The 22,037-nt window shown below is 70.9% G+C and carries 17 protein-coding genes; 11 read left to right on the forward strand and 6 right to left on the reverse strand.

Annotated elements, in window-relative coordinates; genetic code table 11:
• Window positions 1-134: 134 nt before the first annotated feature.
• The 3 genes from AB0H21_RS04935 to AB0H21_RS04945 are packed head-to-tail and all read left to right on the forward strand — an operon-like array spanning window position 135 to window position 4,214.
• The gene (locus AB0H21_RS04935) at window positions 135-761 is read left to right on the forward strand and encodes a PadR family transcriptional regulator (protein WP_358511840.1); all 627 of its coding nucleotides are present in this window, start codon (window positions 135-137) and stop codon (window positions 759-761) included.
• A complete protein-coding gene (locus AB0H21_RS04940; RefSeq protein WP_358511843.1) occupies window positions 751-1,548 on the forward strand; it encodes an ABC transporter ATP-binding protein in 798 nt (265 codons plus the stop codon). The genes AB0H21_RS04935 and AB0H21_RS04940 overlap by 11 nt, the downstream gene beginning before the upstream one ends.
• The gene (locus AB0H21_RS04945) at window positions 1,545-4,214 is read left to right on the forward strand and encodes an FtsX-like permease family protein (protein WP_358511846.1); all 2,670 of its coding nucleotides are present in this window, start codon (window positions 1,545-1,547) and stop codon (window positions 4,212-4,214) included. Before AB0H21_RS04940 ends, AB0H21_RS04945 begins: the two co-directional genes overlap by 4 nt.
• Before the next feature lie 125 nt (window positions 4,215-4,339).
• Here AB0H21_RS04945 and AB0H21_RS04950 read toward each other — a convergent pair whose 3' ends face one another.
• A complete protein-coding gene (locus tag AB0H21_RS04950) occupies window positions 4,340-5,695 on the reverse strand; it encodes an MFS transporter (RefSeq protein WP_358511849.1) in 1,356 nt (451 codons plus the stop codon).
• A 265-nt stretch (window positions 5,696-5,960) separates the two neighbouring features.
• Window positions 5,961-6,875, reverse strand: coding sequence for a hypothetical protein (locus tag AB0H21_RS04955; protein ID WP_358511852.1), 915 nt, complete (start codon window positions 6,873-6,875; stop codon window positions 5,961-5,963).
• A gap of 264 nt (window positions 6,876-7,139) precedes the next feature.
• Between AB0H21_RS04955 and serA the strand changes: the two genes are divergently transcribed.
• The gene (gene serA, locus AB0H21_RS04960) at window positions 7,140-8,729 is read left to right on the forward strand and encodes a phosphoglycerate dehydrogenase (protein ID WP_358511855.1); all 1,590 of its coding nucleotides are present in this window, start codon (window positions 7,140-7,142) and stop codon (window positions 8,727-8,729) included.
• Between the two features lie 589 nt (window positions 8,730-9,318).
• Here the strand turns inward: serA and AB0H21_RS04965 are convergent.
• The gene (locus AB0H21_RS04965) at window positions 9,319-9,453 is read right to left on the reverse strand and encodes a hypothetical protein (RefSeq protein ID WP_358511857.1); all 135 of its coding nucleotides are present in this window, start codon (window positions 9,451-9,453) and stop codon (window positions 9,319-9,321) included.
• Between AB0H21_RS04965 and AB0H21_RS04970 the strand changes: the two genes are divergently transcribed.
• The 3 genes from AB0H21_RS04970 (at window position 9,452) to AB0H21_RS04980 (ending at window position 13,050) form a co-directional block, all read left to right on the forward strand.
• Window positions 9,452-10,609, forward strand: coding sequence for an ROK family transcriptional regulator (locus tag AB0H21_RS04970; RefSeq protein WP_358511860.1), 1,158 nt, complete (start codon window positions 9,452-9,454; stop codon window positions 10,607-10,609). The two genes, AB0H21_RS04965 and AB0H21_RS04970, sit on opposite strands and share 2 nt — an antisense overlap.
• Window positions 10,610-10,679: 70 nt before the next feature.
• Window positions 10,680-11,744: a 3-isopropylmalate dehydrogenase gene (locus tag AB0H21_RS04975; protein WP_358511863.1), complete on the forward strand. Its 1,065-nt coding sequence runs from the start codon at window positions 10,680-10,682 to the stop codon at window positions 11,742-11,744.
• A 208-nt stretch (window positions 11,745-11,952) separates the two neighbouring features.
• Window positions 11,953-13,050, forward strand: coding sequence for a branched-chain amino acid aminotransferase (locus AB0H21_RS04980; RefSeq protein WP_358511866.1), 1,098 nt, complete (start codon window positions 11,953-11,955; stop codon window positions 13,048-13,050).
• A 72-nt stretch (window positions 13,051-13,122) separates the two neighbouring features.
• Here the strand turns inward: AB0H21_RS04980 and AB0H21_RS04985 are convergent, their stop codons facing one another.
• A complete protein-coding gene (locus AB0H21_RS04985) occupies window positions 13,123-13,803 on the reverse strand; it encodes a Uma2 family endonuclease (RefSeq protein ID WP_358511869.1) in 681 nt (226 codons plus the stop codon).
• Between the two features lie 459 nt (window positions 13,804-14,262).
• Between AB0H21_RS04985 and cimA the strand changes: the two genes are divergently transcribed.
• Window positions 14,263-15,870 carry a citramalate synthase gene (gene cimA / locus AB0H21_RS04990; protein ID WP_358511872.1) on the forward strand — a complete coding sequence of 536 codons (1,608 nt, stop codon included), beginning with the start codon at window positions 14,263-14,265 and terminating at the stop codon, window positions 15,868-15,870.
• A gap of 120 nt (window positions 15,871-15,990) precedes the next feature.
• On the opposite strand, the gene AB0H21_RS04995 is transcribed toward cimA, so the two are convergent.
• Window positions 15,991-17,718, reverse strand: coding sequence for a heparinase II/III family protein (locus AB0H21_RS04995; RefSeq protein ID WP_358511874.1), 1,728 nt, complete (start codon window positions 17,716-17,718; stop codon window positions 15,991-15,993).
• Window positions 17,719-17,944: 226 nt separating this feature from the next.
• Between AB0H21_RS04995 and AB0H21_RS05000 the strand changes: the two genes are divergently transcribed.
• The gene (locus AB0H21_RS05000; RefSeq protein ID WP_358511877.1) at window positions 17,945-18,931 is read left to right on the forward strand and encodes a YafY family protein; all 987 of its coding nucleotides are present in this window, start codon (window positions 17,945-17,947) and stop codon (window positions 18,929-18,931) included.
• Between the two features lie 323 nt (window positions 18,932-19,254).
• Here AB0H21_RS05000 and AB0H21_RS05005 read toward each other — a convergent pair whose 3' ends face one another.
• Window positions 19,255-19,635, reverse strand: coding sequence for an antibiotic biosynthesis monooxygenase (locus AB0H21_RS05005; protein ID WP_358511880.1), 381 nt, complete (start codon window positions 19,633-19,635; stop codon window positions 19,255-19,257).
• 154 nt (window positions 19,636-19,789) lie between these two features.
• Here AB0H21_RS05005 and AB0H21_RS05010 point away from each other — a divergent pair, with 154 nt between their 5' ends.
• Together AB0H21_RS05010 and gltX are read left to right on the forward strand one after the other, a co-directional pair.
• A complete protein-coding gene (locus AB0H21_RS05010; RefSeq protein WP_358511883.1) occupies window positions 19,790-20,566 on the forward strand; it encodes a fumarylacetoacetate hydrolase family protein in 777 nt (258 codons plus the stop codon).
• A 31-nt stretch (window positions 20,567-20,597) separates the two neighbouring features.
• The gene (gene gltX / locus AB0H21_RS05015) at window positions 20,598-21,983 is read left to right on the forward strand and encodes a glutamate--tRNA ligase (protein WP_358513013.1); all 1,386 of its coding nucleotides are present in this window, start codon (window positions 20,598-20,600) and stop codon (window positions 21,981-21,983) included.
• The last annotated feature ends 54 nt before the right edge of the window (window positions 21,984-22,037 follow it).

The raw sequence follows: 22,037 nt of genomic DNA on the forward strand, positions 1-22,037 counted from the left end.
CCTTACTTCTGCGTCATCGGTGGGGGATCGTCGGCTGTCTGTGTTCGACGTACCTCGGGTTCGCTCCGTTGGTCCGGGACCGATTCGGGGCATCCACTTGTGATCAGCATACCGAGTATGCATACTCAGTATCCATGTCGATCCGTCATGGGTTGCTCGCGCTGCTCACGCAGGGGCCGCGTTACGGCTATCAGCTTCGTGTCGAGTTCGAGGCGTCGACGGGGGCGACCTGGCCGCTGAACATCGGGCAGGTGTACACGACGTTGTCGCGCATGGAGCGGGACGGGCTGGTGGCGCCCGGCGAGCAGGACGAGCAGGGCCGTGTCGTGTACGCCATCACGGAGAAGGGCCGGTCGGAGCTGCGGCGATGGTTCGGCACCCCCATCGTCCAGTCCGACCGGCCCCGGGACGAGCTGGTGATCAAGCTCGCCATGGCCGTCACCGCCGGGGACGTCGACGTGCGTCAGGTCGTCCAGGCCCAGCGAACGGCCACGATGCGCGGGTTGCAGGAGCTGACACGGTCCAAGCGCGCCGAAGCCGGGGCCGCGCAGCGGCTGGTGCTCGATTCCATGATCTTCCACGCCGAGGCCGAGCAGCGCTGGCTGGACCACTGCGAGGCGGTACTCGCCGATGCGCCAGGGGGCCGAACTCCGCGGCCCTCCGATACGCGGAAGGCGGAGCGTCCAGGCGATTCGCACAGCTCGCAGACCGTTTCGCCGTTCACAAATCAGACTTCACAGGAGACCAACGATGACGAGTGATCGGGTCGTCCGGCTCGCGGACGTGACCCGCGTGCACGGGGACGGGGCGCAGGCCGTGCGGGCGCTCGACGGGGTGAGCTTGGAGGTGGCCGCCGGGGAACTGGTGGCCGTCATGGGCCCGTCGGGGTCGGGGAAGTCCACGCTGCTGAACATCGCCGGAGGGCTCGACCGGCCCACCACCGGCACGGTCGCCGTCGAGGGCGTGGACCTCGGGCCGCTGTCGGCGAAGGCGCTGGCGCGGCTGCGGCGCAGGCACGTCGGGTACGTCTTCCAGGACCTGAACCTGATCCCCTCGCTGACGGGCGAGGAGAACGTCATGCTCCCGCGTGAACTGGACGGCGTCCGCACCCGGCGGGCCCGGCGGGAGGCGCGCGAGGTGCTGGGGGAGGTCGGGGTCGTCGAGGTGGCCGGCCGCTTTCCGGATGAGATGTCCGGGGGACAGCGGCAGCGGGTGGCCATCGCGCGGGCGCTGGTGGGGGAGCGGCGATTACTGCTCGCGGACGAGCCCACCGGCGCGCTGGACACCGCCGCAGGAGAGGACATCCTGGCGCTGCTCAGGGCCAGATGCGACGCGGGCGCGGCCGTCCTGCTGGTCACCCACGAGCCCCGCCACGCCGCCTGGGCCGACAAGGTGATCTTCCTACGAGACGGCGCGATCGTCGACCGTACCGACGGCGGCCCAGGCGAGGGTTCGAGTCGCGGCCTCGGCGGAGGGTCCGGCGAGGCCGCGGGCGATGGTCCAGGCGAGGGTTCGATCGTCGCCGGACGTCCGGGGGGCGCCGGATGAGCGGGCTGCGCGCTGTCCTGCGGGTCTCGCGCAGGGACGCCTGGCGCTCCAAGGGGCGAAGCTCGCTGGTCGTGCTCATGGTGGGCCTGCCCGTCATGGTCGTCACGGCCCTGGCCACCTTGATCGTGACCTTCGACCTGTCCCCGCGCGAGAACATGAGTGAGCGTCTGGGCGCGGCGGACGCGCTCATCTACGCTCCCGGACGGTGGTGGTGGGACCGCGTCCCGGTGACGCAGGACTACACCGGTGTGGGGGTGAACTTCGGCGAATCGCCTCCCGGCGCGAAGCCCGCGCGGCCCTGGACCGCCGAGGAGATCACCGCGCTGCTGCCCGCCGGGAGCAGGCTGATTCCGAGGACGGAGACCGTCGAGTACTACCGGACAGACCGGTGGTTCGCGGACACCCTCGTCAGCGAGATCGACGCGCGCGACCCCATCGCGCGCGGCGCCTACCGGCTCGTGAGCGGTCGTTTCGCTGCCGCGAAGGACGAGGTCGCCGTCTCGCGCAACTTCGCCCAGTACGGTGTCACGCTCGGGTCGACGCTGACGCTGACGGGCGAGGCCCGTACCTACCGCGTGGTGGGAATCGTCGCCGATCCCCAGCGGGACGGCCGGCAGCTCGTCGTGGGCCTCCCCGGCTCCGGCCTCGCCGCCGCCACCGAGCCGTCGACGGAGTGGCTCGTCGACACGCCAGGGCCGGTGAGCTGGGACGACGTCGAACGGCTCAACGTGCGCGGGCTGGTCGTCATGTCCCGCGCGCTGCTCCTGGATCCGCCCTCGGAGGCCCTGCGGGCGGGTGAAGATACTTCGGGGCAGGAGTCGCAGGCACTGGTCTACGGATTGTCCATCACCATGATCGTCCTGGAGGTCGTGCTGCTGGCCGGGCCCGCGTTCGCCGTGGGCATCAGGCGCCGGCGCCGGGAACTGGCGCTGGTCGCCGTCCAGGGCGCCTCCGCGCCGCAGCTTCGCCACGTCGTGCTCGCCGACGGACTCGTGCTGGGCGGTCTCGCCGCGGTGCTCGGCGTCGGCGGCGGGCTCGCGCTGGCATGGGCCGCGGACCCGCTGCTGTCATGGTTCGGCCTCGCACCGACCATGGGCCCGTTCGAGGTGCCCTGGGGGCAGGTCGTGGGGGTGGCCGCGCTGGGCCTGGTCAGCGCGGTGCTGGCCGCGGTGGTCCCCGCGCGCCAGGCCGCGCGCACCGATGTCGTGGCCACCCTTTCGGGACGTCGTGGCGCCGCGCCTGCCCGCAGGGGCTGGCCGCTCGCGGGGCTGGTGATGACGGCCCTCGGCGTGACGCTCACGTTCGCCGGCACGAGGGCGGGCCTGACCTGGTTCCCCGGCGGGGACGGGATCGTGCGCGACCCCTTGCCCCGTTTCCTCGGCGTCATCGCCGGGTCGCTGCTCACGATGCTGGGGCTGGTGGCCGTGACACCGTTCCTCGTGGGGGTGGCCGCGCGCCTTGCCGTCCGCCTGCCACTGCCCTTCAAGATCGCCGCGCGTGACGCCGCCCGCAGCCGCGGGCGTACCGCTCCGGCGGTGGCCGCCGTGATGGCCGCCACAGCCGGGCTGGTGACGGTGCTGATCACCTCGACGGCCCATGACCAGGAGGTTCTTCGCGGCTACCAGGTGCCGGTCAAGGCCGAGGGTTCCCTGACCGTCAAAGGGCTGAGCGGCACGGGCGAGGAGATGCCGCTGGTCCGCGAGGCCGTGGAGCGGGCGCTCCCCGGAGTGCCGGTGGTCCCGGTGCTGCGACCGTTCTACGAGGGGAGCAGAGAGTACAGCGTCGCCCTCGTCGGGGCTTCGTGCGGCGGTGACGCCGACTGCGGCAGCTTGTACAGCCTCACGGTGATCGGCGGCCCCGACGTTCTCCGCTACCTGCTGGGCCGCGACGATCCGGCGTTGGCCGCGGCCCTGGCGAGCGGAAAGGCCGTGGTGTTCCAGCCCGCCGCCGTCGAGGACGGGAGGGCGTCGCTGAAGATTTCGACCATGGGCGCCACGGACCTGAGAGCGATATACCGGCAGGCCGAGGTGCCCGCGGTGACGGCGACACTCGCGAAGGGACGGCGGACCGATGTACTGCTGCCGGTCTCCCTCGCCACGGACCTCAAACTCGCGCCTCGTCTGGCGGAGCTGTTGATCGATCCGGCCGTCCACCGGGTCACCCTCGCCGAGGAGGATCGGGTCGTCCGTCAGGTGGCGGCCGTCACGCGCGTCGCTCAGGTCCGCGTCGAGCGAGGTCCGCAGCGGGCCGGGTCGATCGTCACGGTTCTCCTGCTGGCGGCTGCGATCACCCTCGTCCTCGGCGGGACGTTCGCGGCCACCGGGCTCGCCGCCGCCGACGCCCGGCCGGACGTCGCCACGCTCGGCGCCATCGGGGCGCCGCCGCGCGTCAGGCGGTTCGTCACGGCGGGGCAGGCATGGTTCATCGCGGCCACCGGCGTCACCCTTGGCGCGGCGGTGGGGTTCGTCCCAGGCGTCGCCGCCACGTTGGAGGCGGCGAACGTGATCCTGCCGGAGGGCGTGAACCAGTTCACCACCCACGTGCCGCTGGTGGTGATCCCATGGGCGTCGATCGCCGCCCTGGTGCTGCTTCTGCCGTTGGTCGCCGCCGTGGTCGCGGGTGTGTTCGCCCGGACGAGGGTCCCGCTCGCGCGGCGCGTGGAGTGACGGCGGCCGGGCGTAGGGCGGTCACATAGAGCCGGGCGTACGGCGGTCACGCGGAGCGGGGCGTATCAGGGCGGTCACGTGGAGCGGGGCGTATCAGGGCGGTCACGTGGGCGGTGCCGGGGTGGTCACCTGGCCGGGGTGGGGGTCGCCTTGGCCAGGTCGGTGGCGGTGAGTCTGTACTTCAGGGTCATCAGGATGCCGAAGAAGATGATGAAGGCCGGGATCACGGTCTCGGCGATCAGGACCGCCGTGACCGCACTGTCCGGCTGGGTGACGGGGTTTTTCGGGTCGGAGGAGATGAACCCGCCGGACGCGATCACCCAGCCGAACACCAGCGCGCCGAAGGCGCTGACCGCGCTCTCGGCGGCCGTCCACAGGCCGGTGAGCACGCCGCCCCTGCGCTTGCCGCTGACGGCCGAGTCGTGGGCGATCACGTCGGCGAGCATCGAGAACTGCAGGAGCTGCAACCCGGCGTACCCGATGCCGATGAGCACGATCGCGAGGTGGGCGTAGAGGGCGCCGAGGGCGGGGGTCAGCGACGTCAGCAGCGCGCCGGTCATGAACAGCGAGCTGGACAGGATCATCGCGCCGCGCTTGTCCATCTTGCGGGCGATCCATACCCACAACGGCATCGTGACGGCCATCGGCCCCACGAGCGCGGCGAAGAGCGTGCTGGTGGCCTTCGGGTCCTCGATGATGTAGGACGCGAAGTACGGGGATCCGGCGAGCATCACGCCGACGGCGAGGGTCTGCGCGCTCGACAGGCCGAGCAGCCACAGGAACGGGCGGCTGGAGCCGGCAGCGGCGAGCTGCGCGCGCAGGTTCGCCTCGGGTTCGGAGACGCCGGTGAGCGGCGCGCGGGCCGTCCCGAAGAAGGACCCGAGCATCGACACCAGCAGGACCGCGGCGATGACCAGGCCCATCCGGCGGTAGCCGTCCAGGGAGTCCCCGGCGATCATGGGGGCGACGACGCCGCCGAGCGCGATCGCGAGCGCCACGAAGATCATGCGCCATTGGAGCAGCGACGTGCGCTCGTGGTAGCCGTCGGTCATCTCGGCGGGCATGGCCTTGTAAGGCACCTCGTACAGCGCGTACCCGGTCGCGGAGACCAGGAAGAACAGGCCGACGAACAGGGCGGCGGGCACGCCCTTCAGTGAGGGGCCGATGAAGGTGAGCGCGAAGCTGACCGGGAGGATCGCTGCGCCGCCGAGCAGCCACGGGCGGCGAGGCCCCCAGCGGGAGGTCGTGCGGTCCGACCACTGGCCGACCAGCGGGTTGATGACGAAGTCCCAGGCCTTGGGCGCGAAGACCACCACACCGGCCAGCCATGCGGGTACGGCCAGGATGTTGGTCAGGTAGAACAGCAGGAGCAGGCCAGGGATCGTGGTGAACGTCGCCGTGCAGAACGATCCGACGCCGTAGCCGAGCCGCACACCGCGCGAGACGCCGAGGACCGCGTGCGCCTCCGTCGAGGGGACCATTTGGTCATTACAGCCCAGCGCGCCCCCCGTCGCCAGCCGAATCAGATCACGACATCGAAACCATCGGACGCACCCGAACCCGCTGTGCCGGAGGCGCGGTCATAGGCCGTTCGGGGCGCGGCCATGGGCACGGTTCGGGGCGCGGCGGTGTTCTGGAGCCGGCACGCGCGAGGGTGAGGGACGATCCCTCGCGTGGGACGGTGGAAGAACATCGCCTAAAAGGCGCCCCGGACCCGCTGTGCCGGAGGCGCGGCCATTAACGCAGTCAGTGGTCGCGGACGTCGGCGCAGACGACGTGGGCGCCGAGTTCGATCATCCGGCGCTCGGTGTAGGCGTCGGCGACGCGGGCCATCAGCACCGGCGCCTCGCTCGCCGCGAGCTGCGGCAGGCGGGCGCGGACCATGCGGTGCAGGTCCCGCACGATGTCCTCGGCGGCCCGGGTGTGCACCTTGACGTGCAGCATGATTCCGGAGGAGCCGGAGACGGTGCGGGCCTCGCTGATCCACACGTGGTGCACGAGCGGGAAGTCGCGCAGCAGCTCGGCGATGGCCACCCGCAGCGCGGGCAGGATCGGGTGGGCGCACCGCTTGTACCCGGGGTCCACCTGCTGCATCGGGCCGGACAGGTGGGGCCGCGGCGCGGGGATCCACGGCATGGCCGGGGCCTCGGGCGCGCTGGGCGGCACCGGGGCGGTCAGCGTCTCGTTGCGGCCGTAGGAGCTCTCGTACGAGCCCTGTGTGGTCGTCCGCTGGGAGACCGTCGCCATGGCTCCGGTGGCGTAGGCCGTGGGCGTCGCGCTCGACATCGCGGTCGCGGCGGGGGCGCCCCGGCCGCCGCGCGTGGAGGCGAGGTAGCGTTGGAGGTCCTCGATGGGGACGGCCGCGGCGGCGGGCCCGGCGGCGTCGATGACGATCTCGCGTACGCCGGTGACGCGCTGGATGTCCAGGATCGTGTCGGCGTCGCAGGCCGACAGCGAGTGGTTGCCGCGGTGCCGGGCGTAGGTGCCCGGGCCCGTGTACCCGAGGAGGACGCGCTCACCCGCCTGCGTCGTGCCGAGGACGACGGAGCGGTCAGGCCGTACGGCCACCAGGATGCCCCATTCGGCGAGCGCCGCCAGGAGCCGGTGTGGGCTGCCGTGCTGCGCGAGCACTTCTCCGAGAGAGGGGTTCCCGATGCTCATACGACACACGATAGGTAGTGGGCCACAGGTTATGAGCCTAATCGTGAAGAAATGTTGCGATCAATACCAAGATGGCGGCTTGCGGATGGAATCAGCATGAGGTGGGTACCCGGCCCGGCCTTCAGTCGGCGCGGCGTGGGTACCCGGCCGCCCCCAGTCGGGTCAGGGGCACTGTCTCGCATGGCGGACGCTAGTGAGTGCTTTCACAAGCACGGATAGACTCGAACCTTGTCCGTGCATCCGCACTTCCCAAAGGACCCACCCGTGAACAAGCCCGTCGTCCTGGTCGCAGAGGAGCTTTCCGAAGCAGGTCTCGCCGTGCTCGGGGCGGACTTCGAGGTCCGTCACACCGACGGCGCCGACCGCTCGCAGTTCCTGCCCGCTCTCGCCGAAGTGGACGCGCTCATCGTCCGCAGCGCCACCCAGGTGGACGCCGAGGCGCTGTCCCACGCGCCGCGTCTGCGGGTCATCGCCCGCGCCGGGGTCGGCCTGGACAACGTCGACGTAGAGGCGGCCACCAAGGCCGGTGTCATGGTCGTGAACGCGCCGACCTCCAACATCGTCAGCGCCGCCGAGCACACCGTCGCGCTGATCCTCGCCAGCGCCCGCAACGTCGCCCAGGGCCACGCCGCGCTGAAGGCGGGTGAGTGGAAGCGCTCCAAGTACACCGGCGTCGAGCTGGACGAGAAGGTCATCGGCATCGTCGGCCTCGGCCGCATCGGCCAGCTCGTGGCCCAGCGCCTCGCGCCGTTCGGCGTCGAGCTGATCGCCTACGACCCCTACCTCCAGCCCGCCCGCGCCGCTCAGATGGGCGTGCGGCTGGTGTCCCTGGACGAGCTGCTCCAGCAGGCGGACTTCATCACCGTCCACCTGCCGAAGTCGAAGGAGACGATCGGTCTCATCGGCGACCGCGAGCTGCACATGGTCAAGCCGACGGCCCGGGTGATCAACGTCGCGCGCGGCGGCATCGTGGACGAGGCCGCGCTGTACTCGGCGGTCAAGGAGGGCCGGGTCGCCGGCGCCGGCATCGACGTGTTCTCCAAGGAGCCGATCACCGACAGCCCGCTGTTCGAGCTGGACAGCGTCGTGGTGACCCCGCACCTGGGGGCCTCCACACACGAGGCGCAGGAGAAGGCCGGGACGCAGGTCGCGCGCAGCGTCAAGCTGGCGCTCGCGGGCGAGTTCGTGCCGGACGCCGTGAACGTCCAGGGCGGCGCGGTGGCCGAGGACGTCAAGCCGGGCCTGCCGCTGGCCGAGAAGCTCGGCCGGGTCTTCACCGCGCTGGCCGGGGAGGTCGCCACCCGCCTGGACGTCGAGGTCCGCGGTGAGATCGCCGCCCACGACGTCCGGGTGCTGGAGCTCGCCGCCCTCAAGGGCGTGTTCACCGACGTCGTCGAGGACACCGTCACCTACGTCAACGCGCCGCTGCTCGCCAAGGACCGCGGCGTCACCGTCGAGCTGGTCACCAGCGACGAGAGCCCCGACTGGCGCAACGTCGTGACCGTCCAGGGCGTGCTGGCCGACGGCCGTACGGTCTCGGTGTCGGGCACGCTGTCCGGGCCGCGCCAGATCACCAAGATCGTCGAGGTCAACGGCTACGCGATGGAGATCGAGCCGACCGAGCACCTGGCGTTCTTCACCTACACCGACCGGCCGGGCATCGTCGGCATCGTCGGCAAGATCCTCGGCGAGCGTCAGGTCAACATCGCCTCCATGCAGGTCTCCCGGGACGCCAAGGGCGGCAAGGCGCTCATCGCCCTCACGGTCGACTCGGCGATCCCGGCCGAGGTCGTGGAGCAGATCGGCCAGGAGATCGGCGCCGAAGGCGGCCGCACGGTCGACCTCGGCGACTGACCGTCTCGTCCATGTAGACATGGATAGAACGGACCGTCACGTCCGCGGATAGACCGGAAGGCCCGCGTCCCTCGGGGGGACGCGGGCCTTCCTCATCTCACATAGTGAGATAGTAGGTCGTCCTACGAGACAGTACGGCTACCGCCAGGTAGCGTGAAAGCGATGACGCGCCAGGTTCTCGTACTCATTACCTGCCGCGGCGGGGCCTGACAGGGCAGGCCGACGACCCGCCGCGGCGTTGTGGCGTTGGTCGGCTGTGAGTCCCCCTCCCGATCCGTGACCCGGATGGGATGGAGCCCCGGTCCGGATTCGCGACCGGAATCCGACGTTCCCGACCATCGCGTACGCCGCAGCGTGCGCTTCTCAGGGATTGAGGCGAAAATGTACGAGATGTACCACTGGGACGCCCCCGAAGAGCAGCACCAGTACGAGGACGAGGCCCCGCACGCCGTCCAGACGGCCCTGGACCGGCGCGACAACGGCGGAGCCCCCGCCCGCTGAGTCGCCCAGGCGGGAGCCCCGGGCCGCGGGACGACGGTGTACGCCGCCCCGCGCCCGGTTCAGAGGCTCCGGCCGGTTACGGCGTCCTTCAGGCTCGCGCGGTCGGCGTGAGCGCCAGGGCCCCGTACAGAGGGGCGTCGTCCATGCCCGAGCAAATGTGCCAGTCTGGGGGCGTGGTGAGAATCGGCGGGACGGCCAGCACGACAGCGGTGCTCCGTGTCATGAACGAACGGGCTGTGTTCGCGGAGATCTTCAAGCTGGGAAAGGTCTCCCGGCCCGAGCTGGCCCAGGCCACGGGCCTGTCCAAACCGACCATATCCATGGCCCTCGCCGACCTCGAACGCGCGCGTCTCGTCCGTCCCATCGGCCTGCGCACCGGCAACGCCGGCCGTGCCGCCCTGCTGTACGAGATCCGGCCGCAGGCGGGCTGGGTGCTCGCCGTGGACGTCGGCCGCGAGTTCGTCCGGCTCGCCCTCGCCGATCTCGTGGGCGACATCGCCGCGCGCAGGGACGAGCACCGCAAGGGCGGCGAGACGCCCGGCGAGCTCGTCTCCTGGCTCGCCGGGCTGGCCCGCGAGCTCGTCGACGAGGCCGGGGTCGACCTCGCCGACATCACGCTCACGGTCTTCGGCACCCCCGGCATCCACGACAAGGAGACGTGCTCGCTGCAGCTCGCGCCGAACCTCCCCGGGTGGGAGCGGCCCGGCGCGATCGAGCTGCTGGCGGGAGTCGCCGGCGAGGCGCCCTACCTCGTCGAGAACGACGTCGACCTCGCCGCCGTGGGGGAGGGGGCCTACGGCCTTGGCCAGGGCATCGCCCACTTCGCCCTGGTCTGGATCGGCACGGGCATCGGCATGGGCATCGTCATCGACGGCAAGCTGTACCGCGGCTACCAAGGGGCGGCCGGAGAGATCTCGTACATGCCCGTCGGCGAGGGCGACCCGCTCGTCAACCGGGGCCGCGGCATGCTGGAGTCCGTCGCCTCCGCCGACGGGGTCGTCGCCCTCGCCACGCGGCTCGGCATGCGCGGCGTGACCAGCGCCAAGGACGTCTTCGACGCCGCCCGCGCCGGGGACGAGCTCGCGGGCCGGGTCGTCGCGGCCGAGGCCGACCACCTCGCGCACGCCCTGGCCGGCGTGATCGCCGTGCTGGACCCCGAGATGGTGGTGCTCGGCGGCGGCATCGGCGTCCAGGCGGGTGACCTGCTGATCGGCCCGGTCACCGACGTCCTACGCGACCTGGTGGCCCTGCGCGTCCCCATGATCAAGGCCTCCACGCTCGGCACCGAGGCCGTGCTGCTCGGCGCCATGGCGGTCGGCCTCACCACGGCCCGCGACCTGGTCTTCGAGCGCACGGTCGCCCAGGCGCCCCCCGGCTGACGCGGGCGCTCGATGTCCGGTGGCTGAGATAGTGTGTTCGTCCACCGAGACGGGCCGGTAAGGTACGTGCATGCGGGATTCCCACAACATCCGTCTGGCGGTCATCCCGGGCGACGGCATCGGCCGTGAAGTGGTCACCGAGGGGCTCAAGGTCCTGGACGCGGTCGGCCTCAAGCTCGAGACCACGACGTACGACCTCGGCGCCGCGCGCTACCACGCCACCGGCGAGACGCTGCCCGACGAGACCCTCGCCGAGCTGCGCGGGTTCGACGCGATCCTGCTCGGCGCGGTCGGGGATCCGAGCGTGCCGCCCGGCGTGCTGGAGCGCGACCTGCTGCTCAAGCTGCGCTTCGAGCTCGATCACTACGTCAACCTGCGCCCGGTCAAGCTCTTCCCCGGCGTCGAGACCCCCATCGCCACGGCCCGCCACGAGGACATCGACATGATCGTCGTCCGCGAGGGCACCGAGGGCCTGTACGCGGGGGCCGGCGGCGTCATGCGGCGCGGCACTCCCCAGGAGATCGCCACCCAAGAGAGCCTGAACACCGCCTTCGGCGTCGAGCGCGTCGTGCGGTACGCCTTCGAGAAGGCGGCGGCCAGGCCCCGCAAGAAGCTCACGCTGGTCCACAAGACCAACGTCCTCACCTACGCCGGCGACCTGTGGTCCCGCGTCGTCGAGCGCGTCTCGGCCGAGTACCCCGAGGTCGCCACCGACTACTGCCACATCGACGCCGCCTCGATGTTCTTCGTCACCCAGCCCCAGCGGTTCGACGTCGTCGTCACCGACAACCTCTTCGGCGACATCCTGACCGACCTCGGCGCCGCCATCGCGGGTGGCATCGGCCTCGCCGCCAGCGGCAACGTCAACCCGGCCACCCCGGGCTCGGAGTCGTGGGCGCCCAGCATGTTCGAGCCCGTGCACGGCAGCGCGCCCGACATCGCGGGCGAGGGCAAGGCCGACCCGACCGCGACCATCCTGTCCGCCGCCATGCTGCTGGACCACCTCGGGCTGGCCGAGGAGGCCGCCCGCGTCGAGCAGGCCGTCGCCGACGACCTCGTCGGGCGCCAGACGGCCTGGGCGAGGCGCTCGACCCGCGAGATCGGCGACGACATCACCGCACGAGTAACCGGCTAGGGGCCTCCCGACGCCGACCGACGCGCATGGTGGCCCCCGGACGGGCCGCCGTGCGCGTTTTTCGCGTACCGAGGCCGCCCGTACAACCATTCGCGTCGAAGACCCCGCCCGCACACTCCCGTGTGTCCAAATGATGCAGTAGTTTCCCGTTACCCGGTCAGTCGCACAATGGATGCAGGCGAGACCACGGAAGAGAAGGATCTTCGACATGACCACCGCTCCCAAGCTCAGCTTCGACGCGCAGCTCTCCCACGCAGCTCGTACCCCGGCCGAGCGCGAGCGGGTACTGGCCGATCCCGGATTCGGGCAGACGTTCACCGATCACATGATCACGATCGAGTACACCGAGGGCCGCGGCTGGCACGACGCCCGCCTCGAGCCGTACGGTCCCCTCACGCTCGAACCGGCCACCGCGGTCTTCCACTACGCCCAGGAGCTGTTCGAGGGCCTGAAGGCGTACCGGCAGGCGAACGGGTCGATCGTCGCCTTCCGGCCTTACGCCAACGCGGCGCGCTTCAACGCCTCGGCCCGGCGCATGGCCATGCCGGAGCTGCCCGAGGAGGCGTTCGTCGAGTCGCTGGAACTGCTCGTGCAGACCGACCGCGACTGGGTGCCCACCACCGAGGGCCACAGCCTCTACCTACGGCCCTTCATGATCGCCACCCAGACGGGGCTCGGCGTGAACTACCCCTCGAAGTCCTACAAGTACATGGTGATCGCCTCGCCCGCCGCCGCGTACTTCTCCGGCGGTGTGAAGCCCGTCTCGGTGTGGCTCTCCCAGGACTACACCCGCGCCGCCCCCGGCGGCACCGGTTTCGCCAAGTGCGGAGGCAACTACGCCGCCGCGTTCGTCGCCCAGCGGCAGGCCGTCGCCCAGGGCTGCGACCAGGTGGTCTGGCTGGACGCGTTCGAGCACCGCTACATCGAGGAGATGGGCGGCATGAACCTGTTCTTCGTCTTCGGCGACCGCCTCGTCACCCCCGACCTGACCGGCACGCTGCTCCCCGGCATCACCCGCGACTCGCTGCTCACCATGGCCGCCGACCTCGGGTTCGCCGCCGAGGAGCGGAAGATCTCCATCGACGAGTGGCGTGAGGGCTGCGCCTCCGGCGAGCTGACCGAGGTCTTCGCGTGCGGCACGGCCGCCGTGATCACCCCCGTGGGCTCGGTGAAGGGCGTCGAGGGCGGCTGGACGGTCGGCGAGGGCACCCCGGGCGCCCTCACGATGCGCCTGCGCGAGGAACTCATGGGCATCCAGTACGGCACCCGCCCCGACCCCCACGGCTGGGTCCACAAGATCTGCTGACCCCCGACCCACCAGGCAGAACCCGGCCGCTCTCTCGCGGCCGGGTTCCCTCCTGGCAGCACCACTATCGGCTCAGGCCGGTCCACCGATCAGCTTGCCGGTGTCGATGGCGACGTTCCAGGGCTCAGGAAGGTGCAGAGGCTCGCCGAACGCGACGGTGATCTCCACGTCGTACCTGCCCTCGACCGGACGGCTCAGCAGCCTGGCCTTCTCGTCGAACCCGTCGATGACGAGGTACAGCGGCACGCCCGCGAGCGCGCACTGAGCCGGTTTGACCACGTGGTCGTCATGCGCGCTGCTCTTGGAGACGACCTCCACGACCAGACGGGTCGCGTGGCCGTACACCTCGTCGGGCTGCCACATGGGGGGATCGGCGGGCACGACGGTCACGTCCGGACGGTAGCGGTCCATCTGAGGGCCTAGGAAGAGCGCGATGTCGGGCCACAACTGCCAACCGCGCTCCACCACGATGGGGATGAGCTGGACCAGCAGGTGGTACACCAACTTGGCGTGGTCGGCGGTGGGCATCTCTCTCACCACGACCCGGCCGTCGATGACCTCGACCTTGTACCGGCCTTCCAGACGAGTGCCGAGATCGCGATAAAGCCCTTCCAATTCGAGGCCGTGGTCCAGGGCCGCGGCGTCTGCGCCGGGCTCCTCGTGCCCGGTGGCAGGCTCGTCCGGCCCGGTGCCGGATCGCGTGGCGGACTCGATGTCGGGCTCGGGATCGAGCCGCTGATCGACGGGTGACATCCGCCGCTCTCCTCTCTTCGGTGCGGTGGCGGGCTTGTCCAAGACCTTGACCATGAGGCCGTCATCCCCTCCAGGCGGGTTGCCGTAACGTGGTTTTGCTATCACGCAAAGTAATGGCAAAGGGTTGCGGCCTGCCCGGAAATCGTCAGATCTTCCTGACGAAATTCAGGCCGTCGGCGATGGAGGGCCAGGTGCTGTGTGGTCGAGCGGGGTGCCTCACCAGGCCTAGATCCCGGATGGTGAGATCGATGTGCCACATGGTGGGGAGTTGTGGCAGACTTCGGAACACCATGCTCTACGGTCTGCTCATTATCAGCAGGCGCGCCGGCTGACACAGGGACACCGCCGGCGCGCAGACCTCTCACGTCCGTGAGGGGTCTTTTTGTTTGGGCACGAACCTCCGCCCCGAGGATCCGCGCGCGGCGAAACGATCGCATCCGCGAAGGAGACGAGAAAACCATGGCTGACGACCGATTCCACGTCTATGACTCGACGCTGCGCGACGGCGCGCAACAGGAGGGGCTGTCCCTCACTGTCGCCGACAAGCTCGCCATCGCGCGCCATCTGGACGATCTGGGCGTCAGTTTCATCGAGGGGGGATGGCCGGGTGCCAACCCGAAGGACACCGAGTTCTTCCGGCGGGCTCGAACAGAGCTCGACCTGAAGCACGCGCAGCTCGCCGCGTTCGGCGCGACCCGCCGGGCCGGGGTGAAGGCGGCCGACGACCCCTTGGTCGCCGCGCTGCGCGAATCCGGCGCGCCGGTCGTGACTCTTGTCGCCAAGAGCCACGACCGGCACGTGGAGCTGGCCCTCCGCACGACGCTCAAGGAGAACCTCGCGATGATCCGCGACACGGTCTCCCACCTTCGCGCGGAGGGCCAGCGCGTCTTCCTGGACGCCGAGCACTTCTTCGACGGGTACAAGTCCAACTCGGCGTACGCGCTGGAGGTCCTGCGCACGGCCGCCGAGGCCGGGGCGTCCGTGATCGTCCTGTGCGACACCAACGGCGGCATGCTGCCGGACGAGCTGGCCGGCGTCGTCCACGAGGCGGCGGGGACGGGCGCGCGCATCGGCATCCACTGCCACGACGACACCGGTTGCGCCGTCGCCAACACGCTGGCCGCCGTCAAGGCCGGCGCCACGCACGTCCAGGGGTGCGCCAACGGGTACGGCGAGCGCTCCGGCAACGCCAACCTGTTCAGCGTCGTGGCGAACCTGCAGCTCAAGCGCGGGTTCGACCTGGTGCCCGAGCAGTCGCTCGCCGAGATGACCCGCATCGCGCACGCGATCAGCGAGGTCACCAACGTCACGCCGAACTCCCACCAGCCCTACGTCGGCGTCTCGGCGTTCGCCCACAAGGCCGGCCTGCACGCCAGCGCGATCAAGGTCGACCCGAACCTGTACCAGCACATCGACCCCGCCAAGGTCGGCAACGACATGCGCATGCTCGTCTCGGACATGGCCGGGCGGGCGTCGGTCGAGCTCAAGGGCAAGGCCCTCGGGTACGACCTCACCTCCGCGCAGTCCCGCGAACTGGTCGAGCGCGTCAAGGAGCTGGAGTCCCGGGGGCACACCTTCGAGGCCGCCGACGCGTCCTTCGAGCTGCTGCTGCGCGACACGGTCGCCGGCGAGCGCAGGCGGTACTTCGGCGTCGAATCCTGGCGCGTGATCGTCGAGCGGCGCCCCGGCGGCGACGTCGTCAGCGAGGCGACCGTCAAACTGCACGCCAAGGGCGAGCGCATCGTCGCGACCGGCGAGGGCAACGGCCCCGTCAACGCCCTGGACCGCGCGGTGCGGGTCGCGCTGGAGAAGCTGTACCCCGAGCTGGCCGAGGTCGAGCTGATCGACTTCAAGGTCCGCATCCTGGAGGGCACCCACGGCACGGACGCGATCACCCGCGTGCTCATCGCCTCCAGCGACGCGGCGGGCGAGTGGGCGACGGTCGGCGTCGGCGAGAACATCATCGAAGCGTCCTGGCAGGCCCTGGAGCAGGCCGTCACCTACGGCCTCCTGCGCGCGGGCTACGGCGCCGACCCGGCGACCACCTCTGTGGGCCACAACGCCTGACCAGGAACCTACGGCAAGGTACAGACCGTGCGAGGGGCGTGCCGGCTTCTCGCACGGTCAGGCGAGCATTACCCCGCATATCTGGCTATATCCGGTGGAGCGATCACCCGAGCGGGGACGCTAGGACAGGTTTCCCGAGGCGGCGCGGAAGGAGACCGTGCCGCCGGAGGTTGTGACCTTGACGCGGGTGCCCGCGCAGGTCACCTCGGGGTCGCCGGCGCCGGGGACGACGATGGTCAGCAGGGACCCGGCCGGCGGTGACACGACGACCGAGGCGGGCACCTTGCTCATGTAGGACGGGGAGATCCAGCCCTGGTACGGGTTCGTCCGGCCGCGCACCACCGACTGGCCGGAGACCGGCTTGCACGACGGCATCGCGACCTGCACGACCGTGGCCTTCCAGCCGGACTTGTCCTTCACCACGACGCGCCCGCCGCTCGTGGACACCGGGGTCAGCGCGGGGTCCAGGTGCCAGTAGCTCCGCGCCTTCGCGCCCGCGGGCACCGTGTCCAGTACGGCCATCACGTCGTCTCCGTGATTGACCAGCACGGACCGCGTGCGGGTCACGCCGTACGCCTTGTCGGCCAGCTTGTACGACTGCCGGTCGCCGCCGATCGACGAGCGCACCAGCGAGGTCGCCGTACGGCCGCGGAACGGCTTGCCGGCCACGACCGGCACGTTGTGCGCCTCCGGGGACATCGTCCAGTACCGGTACGCCGTCTGCTCGTAGGAGTGGAAGCCCGCCTCCACCAGCACGTCGCGGCCCTGCGCGTAGTAGGTCACGCCCATGTGGTCCTCGTGGCCGTGGAACTTCAGGCCCGGGCCGAAGCGGATCGAGTAGTACGCCGACTCGGGCTTGTCCCAGGCCGTGCGGCCGAAGACGTATCCGGCCCTGAACACCTGCACGGTCTTCTTCGGGTGCTCGTACCCCGACGGCTTGACGTCCGCGCCGCCGTCGCCGATCGGCACCATGAACCCGCTGGGCTCGGTGGCGTGGGTGATGTACCCGAGCAGCGACTCCCAGCGCTTCTGAATCTCGGCGGGGATCGCGCGGCCGCAGTCCTTGATCGCGTCCATGCCGACCTTGAGCCGCTCGTGCACGTAGATGCCGTAGCGCGGCGCCTGCTCCTGGAGCGCGCCCTGCGCGTCGATGTCGAGCTTCACCGACCCGATCATGCGGCGGATCGCGAGGTCGGCCCACTCCTTGTGCCCGGTGCGGCAGCCGATGCGCAGTAGGGCGATGTCCTGGTCCAGGCCGTGGTTGTGGCCCTTCTCGTACAGGGCCGGGTTCGCCAGCATGACGGCGTGGTCGGCGAGGCTGCCGGTGAGCCAGGACGCCGAGACGTGCCTGCTCAGGCAGACCAGGACGGGCGCGCGCAGCGCGATGGGGTGCTCGTCCCAGGCGTACTTGCTGGCGCGCGAGCTCCCCCGGGGGTTGCTCTCCACCCAGCTCTTGGTCAGCTCGGTGGCCCGGGTCAGCAGGCCCTGCTCGCCGGAGGTCTCGTAGTCGGCGACGAGCCGGCCGATCCAGCGCAGCGAGGAGAAGACCATGTCCCAGGAGCGGTTCTTGTACGGGCTCCAGTTCCAGTCGATCGTCTTGCCGATCTTGACCGGCGGGAGGTCGAGGAACTGCACCTGACCGGCCATGATGTCGGCCGAGGTCGGCGTGGCGGGAAGCCAGTCGCCCTGGCATTCGGCCGTGGTCCTCGCGGCCGCCTTCGTGGCCGAGGCGGCCCCTGTCGTACGGGCGTCGGAGGTTCCGGCGCCGGCCGGGGCGGCGAGGGAGAGCGCTCCACCGGCCAGGAGGAGAGTCGTGAGAATACCGAGGGCTCGTGTGCGGCGGCGCACGCCAGTTTCCTTCCTTGACCAGGGGTGGAGGCGGATCATGGTGTCCGAATCACACCGGTATGGTCAAGTGGCGCGCATCACTTCTGTCACATCGTTAACAACCGGATGCGTACGGCGGCCGTCCCGAGGCCGTAGGCGGGGCCTCTTAGGGGCGCGGGCGTCTCCCGAGAGGTACCGGGAGGACCAGCGGTCAGTTTCCGGCCTCAATGTCGGGCACGCTGGAGTCATGGCGAACACGAGCTCCCGTACGCTGCGGCTCCTCTCCCTCCTGCAGACCCACCGCTACTGGCCGGGAGCCGAACTCGCCGAGCGGCTGGAGATCTCCGTCCGCACCCTGCGCCGCGACGTCGACCGGCTGCGCGAACTGGGCTACCCCGTCGAGGCCCACCGCGGCGTCGACGGCGGCTACCAGCTCGCCGCGGGCGCCGCCCTGCCCCCGCTGGTGGTGGACGACGAGGAGGCCGTCGCCCTCGCCATCGGCCTGCGCGTGGCCGCCCAGGGAGCGGTCGCCGGCATCGAGGAGGCCTCTGTGCGCGCGCTCGCCAAGGTCGTGCAGGTCATGCCGCCCCGGCTGCGGCGCAGGATCGAGGCGCTGCGCGCGGCCACCCAGCCGACCGTCTGGGGCGCCGGCCCGACCGTCGACGCCGGGACGCTCACCACCGTGGCCCAGGCCTGCCGCGACGAGGAACAGCTGCGGTTCTCCTACACCGCGCGGGCGGGCGAGGTCACCGAGCGGTACGTCGAACCCCACAGGCTCGTCTCGCTCGGCCGCCGCTGGTACCTCGTGGCCTACGACCTCACCCGGCACGACTGGCGTAGCTTCCGGCTCGACCGCCTGAGCGAGCCGCGCGGCACGCGGGACCGCTTCCGGCCGCGCGAGCTGCCCGCCGAGGACGCCGCCGCGTTCGTCCGCGCGGGCATCGACACGATCGTCGCACCGGTGAGCGTCGAGGTGATCGTGCACGCGCCCGCCGGCGAGCTCCGCGGCCGGCTCGGGGAGTGGGCGACGATCGACGAGATCGACGCCACGCGGTGCCGCCTGCGGATGATCGCGGAGAACCTGGAGTGGCCGGTGTTCGCGCTGGGCGTCACTCGGGCCGACTTCGAAGTGGTACACCCGCCCGAGCTCACCGACCGGCTGGGCGAGTGGTCGGCCCGCTTCCTGCGCTCCACCGGGAGCACCGGGACCGGGAGCACCGGCGAGACCGCCTGAAACGGGCCCCGGTGCCGCGGCCGGGAAGATCCCCTGAATCCTGCACCGGCCGGTCGGCCCGGCGGGCCCAGGCGTGAATGTGGGCGCCCGCCGGGACGCGGCCCCGAGGGCAGTGCCTACGGCCGCGCCTCCGGCACGGCGTGTCCGGGGCGCACTTCAGGCGGCGTTCTTCCGTCGCGTCCCGAACCGTGCTCATGGCCGCGCCTCCGGCACGGCGGTTCGGGGCGCTCTTTTAGGCGGCGTTCTTCCGTCGTCACTCGGAAGGGGTTCGTTCCTCACCCCTTCCTCCCTCCTCCTCCAGAACACCGCCGCGCCCCGAACTGTCAGTCCTTCTTGCGCCCGGCCGACTGGACGACCTCGAACGTCCACAGCTCCGAGCCCGTCGCGGCCGGACCGCCCTGGCCGTGCCCGTGTCCCTGCCCGTGACCCTGCCCGTGACCCTGGCCCTGCGCGGCGGCCTCGGCGGCGGCGCGGGCGTGGCCCGCCTGGAAGGCCTCGCTCTGCTGCCAGCGCTGGAAGTCCTCCTCGCTGCGCCAGCGGGTGTACACCAGGTACCTGTCGGTGCCCTCGACCGGCCGCAGCAGCTCGAACCACTCGAACCCGTCCGACGACTCCACCATGCCCGCGCGGCCGCCGAACCGGCTCTCCAGCGCCTCCCGCATCTCGGCCGGAACCGACAGCACGTTGATCTTCACAACCGACATGACCACTCCCTCGCCGGACGGATCCATCCCTGGGGCGGCCGCGCGGCCGCCCCACTGAGCCCACCCTATGATCCGCCTCGTCCGCCCTCCCGACGGCCGGTCCGGCGGAGCGGCCGATGTGCTCGGGGGAGCGTGGCGGCACTAGCCTTGTGGGGTGCGTATCGCAAGGTTTTCCACAGGTGAAGGCGTCGCGTTCGGGGTGGTCGAAGGCGCTCAGGGTGAGGAGTTCATCTCCAGGGTCGACGGGCACCCGTTCGGCACGATCCAGTTCACCGGCGAGCGCTACCCGCTCCAGGAGGTGCGCCTCGTCGCGCCGATGCTCCCCAGCAAGGTCATCGCGGTCGGCAAGAACTACGCCGCGCACGCCCGCGAGATGGGCGGTGAGCCGCCGGCCGAGCCGCTGATCTTCGGCAAGCCGTCCACCTCGGTGATCGGCCACGGCGAGGCGATCGTCTACCCGCACAAGCTCTCCGAGCGCGTCGACTTCGAGGGCGAGCTGGCCGTGGTCATCGGCCGCCTCTGCCGCGAGGTGCCGGTCGAGCGCGCCCACGAGGTGATCTTCGGGTACACCTGCGCGAACGACGTCACCGCCCGCGACCTGCAGCGCAAGGACGGGCAGTGGACGCGCGCCAAGGGCTTCGACACGTTCTGCCCCCTCGGCCCGTGGATCCAGACCGAGCTCGACCCCGCCGACCTGGCGATCACCACGACCGTGAACGGCGATCTCAAGCAGAGCGGGCGCACGTCCCAGCTCCTCCACGACATCCCGAAGCTGATCGCCTACATCACCGACGTCATGACGCTGATCCCCGGCGACGTCATCCTCACCGGCACGCCGGAGGGGGTCGGCCCGCTGGAGGACGGCGACGAGGTGAGCGTGGGCATCGAAGGCATCGGCACTCTCACCAACCGGGTGGTTCCGCGTGACTGATCAGCAGGGCTCCGCCGAGCCCACGTTGCGGGTGCGATTCGCGCCCTCCCCGACCGGCATGTTCCACGTCGGCGGCGCCCGTTCCGCGCTGTTCAACTGGGCGCTCGCCGAGCAGTCGGGCGGCCGCTTCGTCCTGCGCATCGAGGACACCGACGCCGCCCGCAACCGGCCGGAGTGGACCGAGGGCATCATCTCGGCCCTGGCCTGGATCGGCGTCAACGGCGACTCGCCGCACTTCGAGGGGCCGTACTTCCAGTCCGCGTACGAGGAGCAGCACCGCGCCGCCGTCGCCAAGCTGGTCGCGGACGGCCGGGCGTACCACTGCTCCTGCACGCGCGAGGACGTGAAGGCGCGCACGGGCTCCGAGCACCAGGGGTACGACGGCTTCTGCCGCGACCGGGGGCTCGCCGAGGGAGCGGTGCGCTTCCGCACCCCCGACTCCGGCGTGACGATCGTCGACGACCTGGTGCGGGGCCGGGTGGAGTTCCCCAACCAGGCGATGGAGGACTTCGTCATCGCCCGCAGCGACGGCTCGCCGCTGTTCGTCCTGGCCAACGTCGTGGACGACATCGAGATGCGCATCACGCACGTCGTGCGCGCCGAGGAGCACCTGTCCAACACCCCGAAGCAGCAGATGCTCTGGGACGCGCTCGGCGTCGCGCCGCCCGTCTGGGCGCACGTCCCGGTCATCGTCAACGAGAAGCGGCAGAAGCTCTCCAAGCGCCGCGACAAGGTCGCGCTGGAGTCCTACCGCGACGAGGGCTACCTCGCCGAGGCGATGGTCAACTACCTCATGCTGCTGGGCTGGGGCCCGGGGGACGACCGCGAGATCATGCCCTGGTCCGAGATGGTGCCGCTGTTCAAGCTGGAGGACGTGAACCCGTCCCCGGCGTTCTTCGACGAGAAGAAGCTGCGGGCGTTCAACGGCGAGTACATCCGGGCGCTGCCGCTGGAGGTGTTCATCGGGCGGTGCGAGCCGTGGCTGGACCCGAGCTGGGGCCGGGAGACGTTCGCCAAGGTCGCCCCGTTGGCGCAGACCCGCATCGCGGTGCTCTCGGAGATCACGGCCAACGTCGACTTCCTGTTCCTGGACGAGCCGGTGTTCGACCCGGCGAGCTGGGCCAAGGCCATGAAGCCGGGCGCCGAGGAGATCCTCGCCGGCTACCTCGCGCGGCTGGAGACGGTCTCGTTCGACCCCGAGTCGCTGAAGACCGCCCTGGAGGAGGTCGGCGCCGAGCACGGGCTCAAGCTCGGCAAGGCGCAGGCCCCGGTGCGGGTGGCGATCACCGGGCGCTCGGTCGGCCTGCCGCTGTTCGAGTCGATCGAGGTGCTGGGCAGAGAGAAGTCCCTCGACCGGCTGCGCGCCGCCCTCCACCTGCTGCGCAGCGGGGCGACGCCGACCACGACGCCCGCCTGAGCGCGGTCTGAGGGCCGAGACACGGGACGGCGGCCGGGGAGTGGTTTCCGGGCC

Source organism: Sphaerisporangium sp. NPDC051011 (assembly GCF_040653595.1).
Lineage (GTDB): Bacteria > Actinomycetota > Actinomycetes > Streptosporangiales > Streptosporangiaceae > Sphaerisporangium.

Bases quoted from the DNA above. Each gene is read 5' to 3' on its own strand.
- AB0H21_RS04935 (WP_358511840.1), top strand. From the start codon at position 135: ATGTCGATCCGTCATGGGTTGCTCGCGCTGCTCACGCAGGGGCCGCGT.
- AB0H21_RS04940 (WP_358511843.1), top strand. From the start codon at position 751: ATGACGAGTGATCGGGTCGTCCGGCTCGCGGACGTGACCCGCGTGCAC.
- AB0H21_RS04945 (WP_358511846.1), top strand. From the start codon at position 1,545: ATGAGCGGGCTGCGCGCTGTCCTGCGGGTCTCGCGCAGGGACGCCTGG.
- AB0H21_RS04950 (WP_358511849.1), bottom strand. From the start codon at position 5,695: ATGGTCCCCTCGACGGAGGCGCACGCGGTCCTCGGCGTCTCGCGCGGT.
- AB0H21_RS04955 (WP_358511852.1), bottom strand. From the start codon at position 6,875: ATGAGCATCGGGAACCCCTCTCTCGGAGAAGTGCTCGCGCAGCACGGC.
- AB0H21_RS04970 (WP_358511860.1), top strand. From the start codon at position 9,452: ATGAACGAACGGGCTGTGTTCGCGGAGATCTTCAAGCTGGGAAAGGTC.
- AB0H21_RS04965 (WP_358511857.1), bottom strand. From the start codon at position 9,453: ATGACACGGAGCACCGCTGTCGTGCTGGCCGTCCCGCCGATTCTCACC.
- AB0H21_RS04975 (WP_358511863.1), top strand. From the start codon at position 10,680: ATGCGGGATTCCCACAACATCCGTCTGGCGGTCATCCCGGGCGACGGC.
- AB0H21_RS04980 (WP_358511866.1), top strand. From the start codon at position 11,953: ATGACCACCGCTCCCAAGCTCAGCTTCGACGCGCAGCTCTCCCACGCA.
- AB0H21_RS04985 (WP_358511869.1), bottom strand. From the start codon at position 13,803: ATGTCACCCGTCGATCAGCGGCTCGATCCCGAGCCCGACATCGAGTCC.
- cimA (WP_358511872.1), top strand. From the start codon at position 14,263: ATGGCTGACGACCGATTCCACGTCTATGACTCGACGCTGCGCGACGGC.
- AB0H21_RS05000 (WP_358511877.1), top strand. From the start codon at position 17,945: ATGGCGAACACGAGCTCCCGTACGCTGCGGCTCCTCTCCCTCCTGCAG.
- AB0H21_RS05005 (WP_358511880.1), bottom strand. From the start codon at position 19,635: ATGTCGGTTGTGAAGATCAACGTGCTGTCGGTTCCGGCCGAGATGCGG.